This window comes from Aphanizomenon sp. UHCC 0183 (assembly GCF_009712065.1).
Taxonomy (GTDB): Bacteria; Cyanobacteriota; Cyanobacteriia; order Cyanobacteriales; family Nostocaceae; genus Dolichospermum; species Dolichospermum heterosporum.
Genome location: NZ_VILC01000108.1, coordinates 1 through 13,619 on the forward strand (window position 1 = coordinate 1; position 13,619 = coordinate 13,619).

Sequence of the window (13,619 nt, forward strand, 5' to 3'; positions counted from 1 at the left end):
CCCCCAAGGTATAGTTTCCTTAATTGTGTGTCCCCGACGGCGTAAATCTGCCAAAGTTAAAGCATCTAAACCCCATGCTTCTACTCGCAATTCATCAGGTAGCCACTGGTGATGTATCCGTGGGGTAGAAACCGCTGCACCCACATCCATTTTATATTCTAAAACATTCACAATAATTTGCAATACTTGAGTAATAATCGTACTACCACCAGGCGCACCAACAGCAATCAGCAAGCGATTATTTTTAGTAACAATGGTGGGTGTCATACTAGAAAGAGGCGTTTTTCTGGGAGCAACACTGTTAGCTTCATTCCCCACGAATCCAAAAGCATTTGGTACTCCTGGTGCAGCAGAAAAATCATCCATTTCATTATTTAAAGCTATTCCTGTTCCCGGTGTGACAATCCCCGCACCAAAGCCGAGATTAATTGTAAAAGTTAAACTAACAGCGTTTCTGTCTGCGTCAACTACATTTAAATGACTCGTTTCTGTTGATTCATGAAATTTTGAAGTTTTGAGTCCAGGTTTTATTTCTGTTGATGGTGTCGCCATATTCATGTTAATTTCTTGGCGGCGTTTTTGAGCATAAGCTGGACTAATTAATTCAGAAACGGGGACTTTCACAAAATCAGGATCACCTAAATATTTTGCGCGATCGCTATAAGCAATTTTCATTGCTGCTATCATTAAATGTATAGCGTCGGGATGATGCCATCCTAATGATTGTAAATCTGTATCACCGATAATATTTAAAATCTCCAATAAATGAACCCCTCCTGATGATGGTGGTGGCATAGAACAGATTTTAGCCTTGCGAAAGTTTCCACATACAGGAGTTCGCCAAATTGGTTTGTAAGCTTTTAAATCTTCAAGAGTAATTAAACCGCCATTTTTTGCCATATCTGCGGCGAGGATTTCGGCAGTTTTCCCAGTGTAAAAACTTTGGGGATTCTCAGCAATCGCTTCTAAAGTTTTACCTAAATCTCGCTGTATGAGCTTTTCTCCTGGTTGATAATATTCACCATTGCGAGTAAATATTTCCTTAGGAATGTGAATTAAATAAGGTGCAAAAGTAGGGTGTGTTAGCGACAGCGTAACGCACCATTCCAGGTTACATCAGAATTGCAGGTTATTAAATTTGCGTTCCTTAGCGGCTGGGTTATTTAGTATTGCTTGTTTACGGATTTCGTAAGCTGGAAAAGAACGCCAGGAAACTCTATTACTAATCATAAAACCATTTTTAGCAAGTGCAATTCCTGGTTTAACAACTTCTTGCCAAGGTAACTTACCATAACGACGATGGACTTCATACATTCCCGCTACAGTTCCGGGAGTTGCTACTGCTAAATAACCAGTAATACTCGCACCAGGGCGCACTTTTCCATTAGCATCTAAATACATATTTTTAGTAGCTTTTATCGGTGCGCGTTCTCGAAAATCTAAAGCTTTAATTTCCCCTGTTTTTGCAGAATGTAATAGTAAGAAACCACCGCCACCAATCCCAGCAGAAAAAGGTTCAACAACCGAAATAGCGAAGGTTGTAGCTACTGCTGCATCTACCGCATTTCCGCCTTTTTTTAACATTAAAAGTCCGGCTTCACTGGCTAAGGGATTGGCGGAAACAACCATCCCTTTTTTAGTGTGGAGGGGTACGGTGACAGTAGCTGATACAGCTTGGCAAGAGAGGACAGCACCAAGGGAGATAAAAGAGAAGATGAGACGTTGGGTTTTAGTGATTATGGGCATTTTTAATTGTATTTTCAGTTAAAATAATCATAAAATACCCAATTCATCATACCACAGGATGCCGGGCTATGTCTAGTACAGCACGGCGTAAATAAAACAACCATTCTCAATCACCAAAAAGCTTACGCCATATTATTTTTGACTTTTGACTTTTGACTTTTGACTTCCGCGAAGCGGTACTAGTATGTCATGGTAAATTGCGTTCTATATTTATCTCCTTTCTCTCCACCTCTGCGTCCTCTGTGCCTCTGTGGTTCGTATCAAATAAGATGACTGATGATTTGTGAAAATGCTATTAGCAACGTTATCCATGATATTGGGAAAAAATAAATATGAAACTAAATATTTAGACATTATGGGTATTGATTCCGTACAAACATCCATGTTAAGCTATGTAGTAACAAGTAACATCTAGTTTATACATTTTGCATCTCACCTTGATTAACCAGGAGTATCAAAAATGCCAGTAGGTTTACCTGAATTCGTGGAAAACCCAGAAAATCGTTGTCCGGTAATTCTCTTGCTTGATACTTCTGGCTCAATGTCAGGACAACCTATCCAGGAGTTAAATAGAGGTTTGGCAGCTTTCAAGGAAGATGTGATGAAAGATGCTCAAGCCTCTTTAAGTGTAGAAGTTGCCATTGTCACCTTTGGACCTGTGCGACTAACACAAGATTTTGTCACTATAGACCATTTTACACCGCCTAAGCTAGAAACAGAGGGTGTCACACCAATGGGTGCAGCCATAGAATATGCTTTGAATTTATTAGAAACCCGCAAACAGTCTTATAAGGATAACGGTGTTCTTTATTATCGTCCTTGGGTATTTTTAATTACCGATGGTGCGCCTACAGATGCTTGGGAGGGTGCAGCGCAAAGGGTGAGGGAAGAAGAAGAACAGCGGCGAATGTTGTTTTTTACTGTTGGTGTTCAAGGTGCAGATATGAACAAACTCAGACAAATTGCACCTCCAGAACGTCCTCCAGTGACGCTGAATGGCTTAGATTTTCGCTCTTTATTTGTTTGGCTTTCCACTTCTATGAAACGGGTTTCTAGTGGCAAAGTAGGGGAAGCTGTGGCATTACCGCCGGTGGGATGGGGTCAAATTACTACTTAGAGGGTGTATAAGCTAGAAGAACCTCTCCCTAACCCTCTCCTAGGAGGAGAGGGGACATGAAAAAATTAGTTTTCATACAGGGAGTTTTAAAGCCTCTCTCCTTGCAGGGGAGAGGTTTGGAGAGGGGTTATAAAGTCTAATAAAATATACAGGATTTATTTATTGTGGGTTGGAAAGCTATAGCGCGTTCTGCTGTGGGAACGAGTCATCAAAAGCAAAAAATACCAATACCTTGTCAAGACTGCGGAAATTATCGCATTTTTAAGGATGTGATTGTGGGCGCAGTTGCTGATGGTGCTGGGAGTGCTAAATATTCTCATTTTGGTGCTGAATTGGCGGTAGAAACTGTAATTAAATGCTTTGCTGATATTGATAAACAAGGGTTTTCTCAACCACTTTCGGAAATGGAAGCTAAGGAAGTTTTTACTAAGTTTGTCAAGGATGTTATTACTGCGTTAAATAAAAAAGCAGATAATAATGATTATTCTGTTCATGATTTAGCTTGTACTTTGTTAGTTTTTATAGCGACTCCTGAATGGGTTGCAGCCATGCAAATTGGGGATGGATTTATGGTGGTGAGTTCCCAAGATGCAGAATATCAATTGTTGTTTGAACCAGATAAGGGAGAATTTTTCAACGAAACAACTTTTGTCACTTCAGCTAATGCGCTAGAGGAAATGCAGGTACAGGTAATTTCAGGAAAAAAAGAGTTTATTTGTGCTTCTACTGATGGATTAGAAAAAGTGGCAATTCGCTTGAGTGACTGGAAACCTCATGCGCCATTTTTTAAACCTTTGGAGGAATATTTGCGAGAAACAGATAAACCAGAAGATGATGAAAAATATGTAATTGATTTTCTCAATTCTGAAAGGTTAAATTCTCGCACTGATGATGATAAAACTTTGCTTTTGTGTCTTTTTGGAAAGGAGATTTAGTAGAGAAGAACCTCTCCCTAACCCTCTCCTAAGAGGAGAGGGGACATGAAAAAATGAGTTTTTGTACAGGGAGTTTTGAAGCTTCTCCCCTTGCAGGGGGATTTTCTAAGAACCTCTCCCTAACCCTCTCCTAAGAGGAGAGGGGACATGAAAAAATGAATTTTTGTACAGGGAGTTTTAAAGCCTCTCCCCTTGCAGGGGAGAGGTTTGGAGAGGGGTCAAAAATTGACTTTGCAACTTTTCAAATACCATTTGATATTTATTTCAACCCATCTAATTAAAATTATATGACAGTTCTTACCTGTGCCAGTACGGGAAAATCAATTACTCTGTTGGGTGAAGAGATTGCTAATAGTGGTGAAGCGAAAGTTTGGCGAACTAATCAAAAAGGTTATTTAGCGAAAATTTACCATTCTCCAACACCTGAACGGGTGCAGAAGTTAGCGGTAATGATAGCAAATCCACCCACAGAACCAAATTCCCATCTTAATCATGTTTCTTTTGCTTGGCCTAAGTCGGCGTTGAAAAATGCTCAGGGTGATTGTGTGGGCTTTTTGATGCCAGAAATTAAGGATGGAAAAGAACTTATTAATGTTTATAATTCCAGTCTTCGTAAAGCGTCAAAACTTGAGATTGATTGGCGGTTTCTGCACACAACAGCGCTGAATATTGTTTCAATTATTGAAGCATTGCACGCTGCTGGTTATGTATTGGGAGATATTAAACAACAAAATATTTTAGTGAATAATCGGGCTTTACCTTCAATTATTGATACAGATTCTTTTCAGGTAAAAAATCCGAAAAATGGTAAGGTTTATCGTTGTTTAGTTGGTTCACCAGGTTATACACCACCTGAATTAATGGGAAAAGATTTTGCTAGTATTGAGCAAACGGAAGTACATGATAGATTCCGGTTAGGGGTAATTATCTATCAATTATTATTTAGTGGTAATAATCATTTTCAGGGAAAATGGACCGGTGCGGGGGAAAATCCAGAACCTGATGAAATTATCCGTCAGGGTTTATGGCTGTATTCAGCAAATAGTTTAATTGAACCTGTACCGATAACAATTCCCATGATAATTGTTCATCCAGCAATTCGGGAATGTTTTCTTAAATGCTTTAATGATGGTCATAAAAATCCCAATTTACGCCCCACAGCTAGGGAGTGGTTGAAGGCTTTAAGAACAGGGAATGATAATTTGACTATATGTGGCAGGGTAGATAGTCATTATTATAGTAGAACTTTTGGTAATTGTTATTGGTGCGATCGCTCTACAAATCTTGGTGTTGATATTTTTCCTGGTGTTGTGAAAGCAAAACCATCTGTTGTTGAGGAATCAACGATTTTTGCAGCTACTAACACCTTGGAACTGGTTAAGCAAGAAGGAAAGATAATAACTGTAGTTGGTCAAGTTGCTAATACTCGCCATCTTAGCAGCATAAATATATTCTTTATTAACTTTGGTAACGTTTCTAGTCTCGTCAACGGTTATAGTCCTTTTGCAATTGTTATATTTTCAGAAGGTTTAAAAAATTTATCTAATTCCAGAAGCTTAACAATTACTCAATTAAGTAATTGGGTTGGAAGTTATATCAAAATTACGGGAACTCTTGAAATACATCAAAAATCAAGTTGTAATACTCCACAAATAATACTAAAAGATTCAAACCAAATAAGTCTAATTAGTCAAACTGAAGCTAATAACCTAATTGCGGGAAATACTAATACAAATACTTCAGCCGCAGTTAAGCAAACTCAATCTCAAGTTACGCAACCAGCAGTTTCTAAACCTCAAAATCAACCTGTCATCACCCAAAGAACAGCAACATCTACTACAAATACTTCATCTTCAGTTCAGCAAAATCAATCTCAAATTTCACCAACTAATCAGTCTGGAAATCTATCTTATCAAGTCTCTCAAACACCAGTTTATAAACGTCTAATTCAAACTGTCATCACTCAAACGCTTCAAATAAAGTCTTTTGCAAAGAATATCGACCCGGAGTTTCTATTTCCATTACTAAGAACTGCCGCCATACTGGGATTAATGGGAACTCAAATCTATGGCTATGCACGTTATCGCGTGTTTCCAGTCAATCCCATATCTATAATTGCAAATTTACCTAGTAGTATCTCTTTAGAAAAAACCCTTGAAGGTCATTCTGACTCGGTTAGCTCAGTAGCATACAGTCCCAATGGTCAAACCCTGGCTAGTGGTGGAGGTAATGACAAGACTATCAAACTGTGGAATGTAAAAACGGGAAACCTACTGCAAACCCTTGAAGATCATTCTGACTTGGTTTGGTCAGTAGCATACAGCCCCGATGGTCAAACCCTGGCTAGTGGGAGTAATGACAAGACTATTAAACTGTGGGATGTAAACACGGGAAAGCTACTGCAAACCCTTGAAGGTCATTCTGACTCGGTTAGGTCAGTAGCATACAGCCCCGATGGTCAAACCCTGGCTAGTGGTAGTTATGACGACACCATCAAACTGTGGAATGTAAAAACAGGAAAGCTACTGCAAACCCTCAAAGGTCATTCTAGCTCGGTTAGTTCAGTAGCATACAGCCCCGATGGTCAAACCCTGGCTAGTGGTAGTTATGACGACACTATCAAACTGTGGAATATAAAAACGGGGAAGCTACTGCAAACCCTCAAAGGTAATTCTAGCTCGGTTACTTCAGTAGCATACAGCCCCGATGGTCAAACCCTGGCTAAAGGTAATTCTAGCTCGGTTACTTCAGTAGCATACAGCCCCGATGGTCAAACTCTGGCTAGTGGGAGTATTGACAATACTATCAAACTGTGGAATGTAAAAACAGGAAAGCTACTGCAAACCACAGGAAAGCTACTGCAAACCCTTGAAGGTCATTTTTGGTTTGTTGAGTCAATAGCATACAGCCCCGATGGTCAAACCTTGGCTAGTGGGAGTAGTGACGACACTATCAAGATTTGGCGGTTAAAGTAGTCATTAATAGAATTTTATTAGCAAGCGTTTATTTTTTCATCCTGTAAATCCTTTAATCCTGGACATCCTGATTCTGACAATTTTACTAACCTATTTCCTCACCATAAATCTATGAATCATAAAGTTTTTTATCTTGATGGTAAAAAAATCAATAGCAAACAAACATTTTTAAAACAAGCTGCTGAAGCAATGGAATTTCCTACATACTTCGGCGCTAACTGGGATGCTTTTGATGAATGTATCACCGATTTAACATGGTGTCCGGCTCAAAGATATGTGATATCATAAGATCATGCTGATATCTTTGCTCAAGCTGAACCGACACAGTACCAAATAGCATTGGATATTTTAAATTCAGCCAAAGAATACTGGGAAGCTAATCATATTCCTCTCAAGTTTTTAGTTATTAACAAATAGGTAAAATTACATTTTCACTATTTGGAGATTTTTTGTTGTGGTTGTCTGAATCAGGATTTCCAGGATTTAAGGATGTACAGGATTTGATTGACTTTTTACCTGATGAAAATAAATGTAATATCCCATCATTCCCAATAGTCGGTTTAAACCGACTTGAGCTTTTAGACAGGGAATTTATTCCTTGGCTTCTGGCTATTTGGAGATTGTTTTTTGTGGTTGTCTGAATCAGGATGTCCAGGATTTTAGGATGTACAGGATTGTTATTGGTAGGTTTTCTGTGAATGTTTAGTGATTATAAATTATGATTTAGAGGAAAATATATTTTCTATCATTCACAACAACCTATTTTTTCTAAAAAACATCCTGAAAATCCTCTAATCGGTGAATATCCTGATTCTGACAAATAATAAAATTTATGCCCCGGCTTCCTAAATTCATGGTATTTTTACTCTGATTATAGTTTTCCGTATTTCTTCTAATCTGACTAAAAATATCCTACCTCATGACTAATAATGATATTGTCCGTAAACTAAATGATATAGCCGAACAATTTCATATTTTTGAATGTGTTCCTTGTGCTATGGCTTTGCGTCAATTCCTGATTAATCAGAAAATACCTGGTAGAGAAATTAACTTGTTTACAGGAAGTACAGAAGACCCATTCTGTAATATCTACCATGAAGTTTTACAACAAAACATCTCCATTAACGGTAGACATTATGCTATTGCAGTAGAAATTGATGGACAAGAACTAATTTTTGACAACATTCACACCGAAGGAGTTTCTAGGGTAAACTGGATAAATAACTTATATTGCGTTATACAAGATTTAGGTGGGGAATTTCAAATTACTGAAACAGAATTTTAACCAGAGGAATATTATGTTAGATTTATACGATTTAATCCGCAATATCCAAAAACGTCCAGCTATGTATTTAGGAAAAGCAACCATCGCTAACCTTCGCACATTTATAGCTGGTTACAGTTTTGCCCGTCGTCAAATTCAAATACCTCAAACTGTACAAGAACAAGAATTTTCAAATTTTCAAACTTGGATACAACAAAAATATAATGTTGCTTATAATCAAACGTGGGATCAGATAATTTTATTTTTCTCTAAAGATGAAAATACTGCCTTTGAGGAATTTTTTAAATTATTTAATGAATTTACACAAACAGATTCTATTTCTAAACAGCAAGAAAATATAAAAGTAAGTTCGGGAAGTATGGTGTAATCGTTATACTTTTTAAAAATAAGGGACAAAACAATGAATCACAATAATTTATTGGCAACCTTGCAAGAAAATCGCTTAATGCAAACAGAAAAACAAGTTACAAATTTTGAAAATGCTTTAGCTGAAATAGCTGAAAATCCTAATGAAAATAAATTATCTGCCTATCATCTAATTTTAGATGATCAATGTCAACAGCCAGAAGTGATGTTTAGCTTAATTCATTTTCTGGAATCTTTTGATATGGAGAAGCAAATTACAGCATTTATTCATGTTGTCCCTCAATTAATGATAACTGCACCTGAATGGACAAGAATTATTCACAGCCGGATTTTAAATGATGTATCAGCGTGTGGAGTTTATTGTCACGGTCTAGAATTAATAAAGCGTAAAAACCCTCATCATTTTATCTATGATCTGTTAGAAGAAAGTGTTATTAATCAAATAAATTATCATATAGAAGGACCTCGTGGTATTTTAGTAGGAGAACGTCCTTCTTTGAAAAGACTACAAGTAAACGAGGTCAAGAAATAAAATGCTAAAAATATTGTGGTTTGAGCATCTTCTCCGTCTTTGTGTACATAGATTCAAGGAAAATATATATGATCATGCTGATATCTTTGCTCAAGCAGAACCGACACAGTACAAAATAGCATTGGATATTTTCAATTCAGCTAAAGAATACTGGGAATCTAATCATATTCCTCTCAAGTTTTTAGTTATTAACAAATAGGTCAATTTACATTTTCACTATTTGGATATTGTTTGTTGTGGTTGTCTGAATCAGGATTACCAGGATTTAAGGATGTACAGGATTGTTATTTATAGATTTTCTGTGAATAGTTAATAGTTATAAATTCTGATTCAGAGAAAAATATATTTTCTATCATTCACAAAAACCTATATTTCCTAAAAAACATCCTGTTAATCCTGGTAATCCTGATTCAGACATTATTCACTAATACTCCAATCTTCTAAACGCAAATTAGGAACTTTTTCAAAATCTTTAAAATTACGAGTTACTAAAATCCCATTGACTGATAATGTAATTGCAGCAATGCGTAAATCTTGAGTACCAACGCGGATTTTTTGCTTAACTAATTCAGTGTAAATATTACCCGCAGCTTCGCTAAATTGCAGTAAATTGGCAGTTTTAAAAAACTCTAAATTAGCCTGAAAATTTGCATAAGCTAATACTAATTTATCCGACAATGAGGCATTTCTAATAACATTAAACCTACCGCGCAATTGTTCCTCAGCAGTAATTATAGTTATGGCAATTTCTTCAAATTTGACACTATTAACACGCTGTACAATCAATGGATTTCTGTGTTGAAAGAGAGAAACATGATCTGTATCAAGTACCCATAAACTCATTTTATATGCTCCTGATTTTCAATTTCTTGATAATATTCCTCTATTTCTGCATCTAATTCACGACGATATTCTTCTATATATTCCTGCACTTCATCAAAATGTGGATCATCCTCAAACATTCCTGCAAATTTCATCCAAGGATGTTCTGTTTTAACTGGTTCAATTTCTAAAGTTACTATTTCTGGTTTTCGTGCTTGAAAAAGCTGAATAAGATTATTTAAAGCTTCTTCTTTAGTAGCACCTAAACCTTGACATTCTGGTAAACTTAATAATGTAGCTTTAACCATGCTATCTGCTTGATTTTCAATCAACACATCATAAGTTAACTTGGGTGCAATTGTGGAAAGAGCATTTTTAACAGCTAAAATCATGATATTTTTACTCTTCTAACTCTGAATTAATTATAACACAATACTTGAACAAAGTTAAAATTATTATCTACATGATTTTAAGATTTATAGATTCTTATTAACAATCGTCCATTTTATATTTTATCATCCTGTAAATTCTTTAATCGGTGGACATCCTGATTCTGACAATTTTACTAACCTATTTCCTCACCATAAATCTATGAATCATAAAGTTTTTTATCTTGATGGTAAAAAAATCAATAGCAAACAAACATTTTTAAAACAAGCTGCTGAAGCAATGGAATTTCCTCCATACTTCGGTGCTAACTGGGATGCTTTTGATGAATGTATCACCGATTTAACATGGTGTCCGGCTCAAAGATATGTCATATTATATAATCATGCTGATATCTTTGCTCAAGCTGAACCGACACAGTACCAAATAGCATTGGATATTTTAAATTCAGCCAAAGAATACTGGGAAGCTAATAATATTCCTCTCAATTTTTTAGTTATTAACAAATAGGTAAAGTTACTTTTTCACTATTTGGAGATTGTTTATTGTCGTTGTCAGAATCAGGATAACCAGGATTTAAGGATGTACAGGATTTGATTTATTTTTTACCTAATAAAGATAGATGTAATATTCCATCATTCCCAATAGTCGGTTTCAACCGACTTTAGCTTTTAGACAGGGAATTAATTCCCTGGCTTCCTATTTGGAGATTTTTTGTTGTGGTTGTCAGAATCAGGATAACCAGGATTTTAGGATGTACAGGATTTGATTTATTTTTTACCTAATAAAGATAGATGTAATATTCCATCATTCCCAATAGTCGGTTTCAACCGACTTTAGCTTTTAGACAGGGAATTAATTCCCTGGCTTCCTATTTGAAGATTGCTTGTTGTAGTTGTCTGAATCAGGATTACCAGGATTTAAGGATGTACAGGATTGTAGTTTGTAGATTTTCTGTGAATAATTAATGATTATAAATTCTAATTCAGAGAAAAATATATTTCCTATCATTCACAAAAACCTATATTTTCTAAAAAACATCCTGTTAATCCTCTAATCGGTGGATATCCTGATTCAGACATTATTCACTAATACTCCAATCTTCTAAACGCAAATTAGGAACTTTTTCAAAATCTTTAAAATTACGAGTTACTAAAATCCCATTGACTGATAATGTAATTGCAGCAATGTGTAAATCTTGAGTACCAACGCGGATTTTTTGCTTAACTAATTCAGTGTAAATATTCGCTAAAATGTAGGACATTTAGACTATTTATGTCTTCTAATGTATCCTCTAACCTAGCATAAGCTAAAACTAATTCATTCGCTGATTCACACCTGTTAATAATATTCAGTCTTCCCCGTAGTTGTTCTGTAGCGGTGATAATAGTTATGGCAATATCTTCAGGATTGAACATAGTTAATCGCTGTCTAATTAATGAATTGCCTCTCTATAATAAAGATAGATGATCTGTATCTAATATTCTTAAATTATCCACTTCTTTATTAACCTTTATTCATTAATTGCATCTAGTTCACGACGATATTCTTCTATATATTCTAGCATTTGATCGAATTGCGGATCATCCTTATATTTACCCGCTATTTTTAGCCAAGGATTTTCTGTTTTTGGTGCGACAATCTCTAAAGTCACAATCTTAGCATTTCCTAAACGAACTTGCAAAATTTTATCTAATTGTTCTATTGCTTCCGTTTCTGTATTCCCTAAACCTTGACATTCTGGTAAACTTAATAATGTCGCTTTAACCGTGCCATCTTCTTGATTTTCAATTAACACATCATAAGTTAACTTGGGTGCAATTGTGGAAAGAGCATTTTTAACAGCTAAAATCATGATATTTTTACTCTTCTAACTCTGAATTAATTATAACACAATACTTGAAGAAAGTTAAAATTATCATCTACATGATTTTAAGATTTATAGAATTTTATTAGCAATCGTCCATTTTATATTTTATCATCCTGTTAATCCTTTAATCGGTGGACATTATCTCGACTTCGCTCGATAACCACCTGATTCAGACAAAAAATATCCTGAAAATCCTCAGAGTAGATTAATTCTCTAGCTTCCTTAATAAAGCCACAAAACCAGCTTGAACAAAATGAATATCAGCCGTTACAGCATAAATTAAACCCTGTTCTTTCATAACAACAAATGAGATACAATCTGTTAGACCCCAATCTTTATCTTGACGACTGTGATAAAGTTCCAGCGCACGCATCAGAAGCGTTGTATCTACACTAACAACTTTGATATTATCTGTTTGATAACACTGATTAATAAACTGAACTGATGCTGTGCGGTTCACTGCACTTAAAGCATTACCAACTTCTATTAAAATGGCTTCTGTTACCCATACTTCAACGGCATTTTTTACCCTTGGTAATAATGCTTTAGCTTGAGTATGGTATTGATCATTCTTGTTTAATAAAGCCTGAATAAATACTGTATCTAAAAATAGTCTTTCTTGATTCATTCTCTGATCTCATTGTCATGTTTAGGAGTACCATATAAATAGTGATTATGTTGACTTGACCAATCACTTGGTGCTTCAATAGTTCCTGTTAATGCCTCTAGCACATCCCAAGCATTACCTTCATTTTTTATATTTTCTAGTGATTCATTAAAAAGAGGATTATCCTTGTGCATTCCTGCAAATTTCATCCAAGGATGTTCTGTTTTATCTGGTTCAATTCCTAAAGTTACTATTTCTGGTTTTCGTGCTTGAAAAAGTTGAATCAGATTATTTAATGCTTCCTCTTTATTTGTACCTAAACCTTGACATTCTGGTAAGCTTAACAATGTAGCTTTAACCGTCCCATCTTCTTGATTCTCAATCAACACATCATAAGTTAACTTGGGTGCAATTGTGGAAAGAGCATTTTTTACATCTAAAATCATGATATTTTTACTCTTCTAACGCTGAATTTATTATAACATGATGCTTGAAAATAGTTAATGTCTGAATCAGGATTACCAGGATTTAAGGATATACAGGATTTGATTGACTTTTTACCTGATGAAGATAAATATAATATTCCATCATTCCCAATAGTCGGTTTAAACCGACTTTAGCTTTTAGACAGGGAATTTATTCCCTAGCTTCTTATTTGAAGATTGTTTGTGGTGGTTGTCAGAATCAGGATTACCAGGATTTAAGGATGTACAGGATTTGATGGACTTCGTTATTATATTGCTTCATTCAGAGCTACATCTGATGTTTTTGCACAGAAGATTCGCAGCTATTGGGAAGTTGAAAACAAGGTGCATTATGTTACAGATACAAACATTAGCAAAATATGAAGATATATCTGTAATGCTGGCCGCCTAAAAATATCTTTATCGCTGTTAAACGGCTTGGGTATACTCTTATCAATTATCTCCCCCTCAAGGAATTAAGTAATTGGACAAAAATATTTACAGTCATTGCGA

Annotated in this window: 16 protein-coding genes and 2 pseudogenes; 9 read left to right on the top strand and 9 right to left on the bottom strand. The window is 35.6% G+C overall.

Translation table 11 applies throughout. The features are described 5' to 3' along the window. Both ggt and FJR37_RS27850 read right to left on the bottom strand, forming a co-directional pair. Positions 1 to 1,044: pseudogene (gene ggt, locus FJR37_RS27845) on the bottom strand (gamma-glutamyltransferase); the annotation flags it as partial. A 105-nt stretch (positions 1,045 to 1,149) separates the two neighbouring features. Continuing rightward, a pseudogene (locus FJR37_RS27850) lies at positions 1,150 to 1,629 on the bottom strand (gamma-glutamyltransferase); the annotation flags it as partial. A 577-nt stretch (positions 1,630 to 2,206) separates the two neighbouring features. Between FJR37_RS27850 and FJR37_RS22905 the strand changes: the two are divergent. From FJR37_RS22905 to FJR37_RS22945, 8 genes are all read left to right on the top strand, one after another. Continuing rightward, complete coding sequence (locus FJR37_RS22905; protein WP_168467211.1) at positions 2,207 to 2,863, top strand: VWA domain-containing protein; 657 nt, start codon at positions 2,207 to 2,209, stop codon at positions 2,861 to 2,863. 164 nt (positions 2,864 to 3,027) lie between these two features. After that, entirely contained in the window at positions 3,028 to 3,798 is a 771-nt protein-coding gene (locus tag FJR37_RS22910; RefSeq protein WP_168467212.1) for a PP2C family serine/threonine-protein phosphatase, read from the top strand. Between the two features lie 287 nt (positions 3,799 to 4,085). Continuing rightward, positions 4,086 to 6,773: a hypothetical protein gene (locus FJR37_RS27180; RefSeq protein ID WP_254434643.1), complete on the top strand. Its 2,688-nt coding sequence runs from the start codon at positions 4,086 to 4,088 to the stop codon at positions 6,771 to 6,773. 111 nt (positions 6,774 to 6,884) lie between these two features. Beyond that, entirely contained in the window at positions 6,885 to 7,061 is a 177-nt protein-coding gene (locus FJR37_RS22925) for a barstar family protein (protein ID WP_083881526.1), read from the top strand. A gap of 631 nt (positions 7,062 to 7,692) precedes the next feature. Continuing rightward, positions 7,693 to 8,058: a papain fold toxin domain-containing protein gene (locus FJR37_RS22930; protein WP_039200466.1), complete on the top strand. Its 366-nt coding sequence runs from the start codon at positions 7,693 to 7,695 to the stop codon at positions 8,056 to 8,058. 13 nt (positions 8,059 to 8,071) lie between these two features. After that, the gene (locus FJR37_RS22935; RefSeq protein WP_039200467.1) at positions 8,072 to 8,425 is read left to right on the top strand and encodes a hypothetical protein; all 354 of its coding nucleotides are present in this window, start codon (positions 8,072 to 8,074) and stop codon (positions 8,423 to 8,425) included. A 33-nt stretch (positions 8,426 to 8,458) separates the two neighbouring features. Next, positions 8,459 to 8,956 carry an Imm30 family immunity protein gene (locus tag FJR37_RS22940; protein ID WP_052149782.1) on the top strand — a complete coding sequence of 166 codons (498 nt, stop codon included), beginning with the start codon at positions 8,459 to 8,461 and terminating at the stop codon, positions 8,954 to 8,956. A 1-nt stretch (position 8,957) separates the two neighbouring features. Next, a complete protein-coding gene (locus FJR37_RS22945; RefSeq protein ID WP_039200468.1) occupies positions 8,958 to 9,155 on the top strand; it encodes a hypothetical protein in 198 nt (65 codons plus the stop codon). Positions 9,156 to 9,373: 218 nt separating this feature from the next. Here FJR37_RS22945 and FJR37_RS22950 read toward each other — a convergent pair whose 3' ends face one another. Then, positions 9,374 to 9,799 (bottom strand): type II toxin-antitoxin system VapC family toxin, encoded by a 426-nt coding sequence (locus FJR37_RS22950; protein WP_039200469.1) that lies wholly within the window; start codon positions 9,797 to 9,799, stop codon positions 9,374 to 9,376. Further along, the gene (locus tag FJR37_RS22955; RefSeq protein WP_039200470.1) at positions 9,796 to 10,170 is read right to left on the bottom strand and encodes a hypothetical protein; all 375 of its coding nucleotides are present in this window, start codon (positions 10,168 to 10,170) and stop codon (positions 9,796 to 9,798) included. Before FJR37_RS22955 ends, FJR37_RS22950 begins: the two co-directional genes overlap by 4 nt. 199 nt (positions 10,171 to 10,369) lie before the next feature. On the opposite strand from FJR37_RS22955, the gene FJR37_RS22960 reads away from it, so the two are divergent. After that, complete coding sequence (locus FJR37_RS22960; RefSeq protein WP_052149783.1) at positions 10,370 to 10,675, top strand: barstar family protein; 306 nt, start codon at positions 10,370 to 10,372, stop codon at positions 10,673 to 10,675. Positions 10,676 to 11,246: 571 nt separating this feature from the next. Here the strand turns inward: FJR37_RS22960 and FJR37_RS27185 are convergent. The 5 genes from FJR37_RS27185 to FJR37_RS22980 all read right to left on the bottom strand — a co-directional run bounded on the left by FJR37_RS27185 (position 11,247) and on the right by FJR37_RS22980 (position 13,088). Next, positions 11,247 to 11,429 carry a type II toxin-antitoxin system VapC family toxin gene (locus tag FJR37_RS27185; protein WP_235334898.1) on the bottom strand — a complete coding sequence of 61 codons (183 nt, stop codon included), beginning with the start codon at positions 11,427 to 11,429 and terminating at the stop codon, positions 11,247 to 11,249. Next, the gene (locus FJR37_RS27190) at positions 11,398 to 11,583 is read right to left on the bottom strand and encodes a hypothetical protein (RefSeq protein WP_235334900.1); all 186 of its coding nucleotides are present in this window, start codon (positions 11,581 to 11,583) and stop codon (positions 11,398 to 11,400) included. Before FJR37_RS27190 ends, FJR37_RS27185 begins: the two co-directional genes overlap by 32 nt. Positions 11,584 to 11,678: 95 nt before the next feature. Next, positions 11,679 to 12,020, bottom strand: coding sequence for a hypothetical protein (locus FJR37_RS22970; RefSeq protein ID WP_052149784.1), 342 nt, complete (start codon positions 12,018 to 12,020; stop codon positions 11,679 to 11,681). A gap of 220 nt (positions 12,021 to 12,240) precedes the next feature. Next, complete coding sequence (locus tag FJR37_RS22975) at positions 12,241 to 12,663, bottom strand: type II toxin-antitoxin system VapC family toxin (protein WP_039200471.1); 423 nt, start codon at positions 12,661 to 12,663, stop codon at positions 12,241 to 12,243. Next, positions 12,660 to 13,088 carry a type II toxin-antitoxin system HicB family antitoxin gene (locus tag FJR37_RS22980; protein WP_039201288.1) on the bottom strand — a complete coding sequence of 143 codons (429 nt, stop codon included), beginning with the start codon at positions 13,086 to 13,088 and terminating at the stop codon, positions 12,660 to 12,662. The genes FJR37_RS22975 and FJR37_RS22980 overlap by 4 nt, the downstream gene beginning before the upstream one ends. Positions 13,089 to 13,619 lie beyond the last annotated feature (531 nt).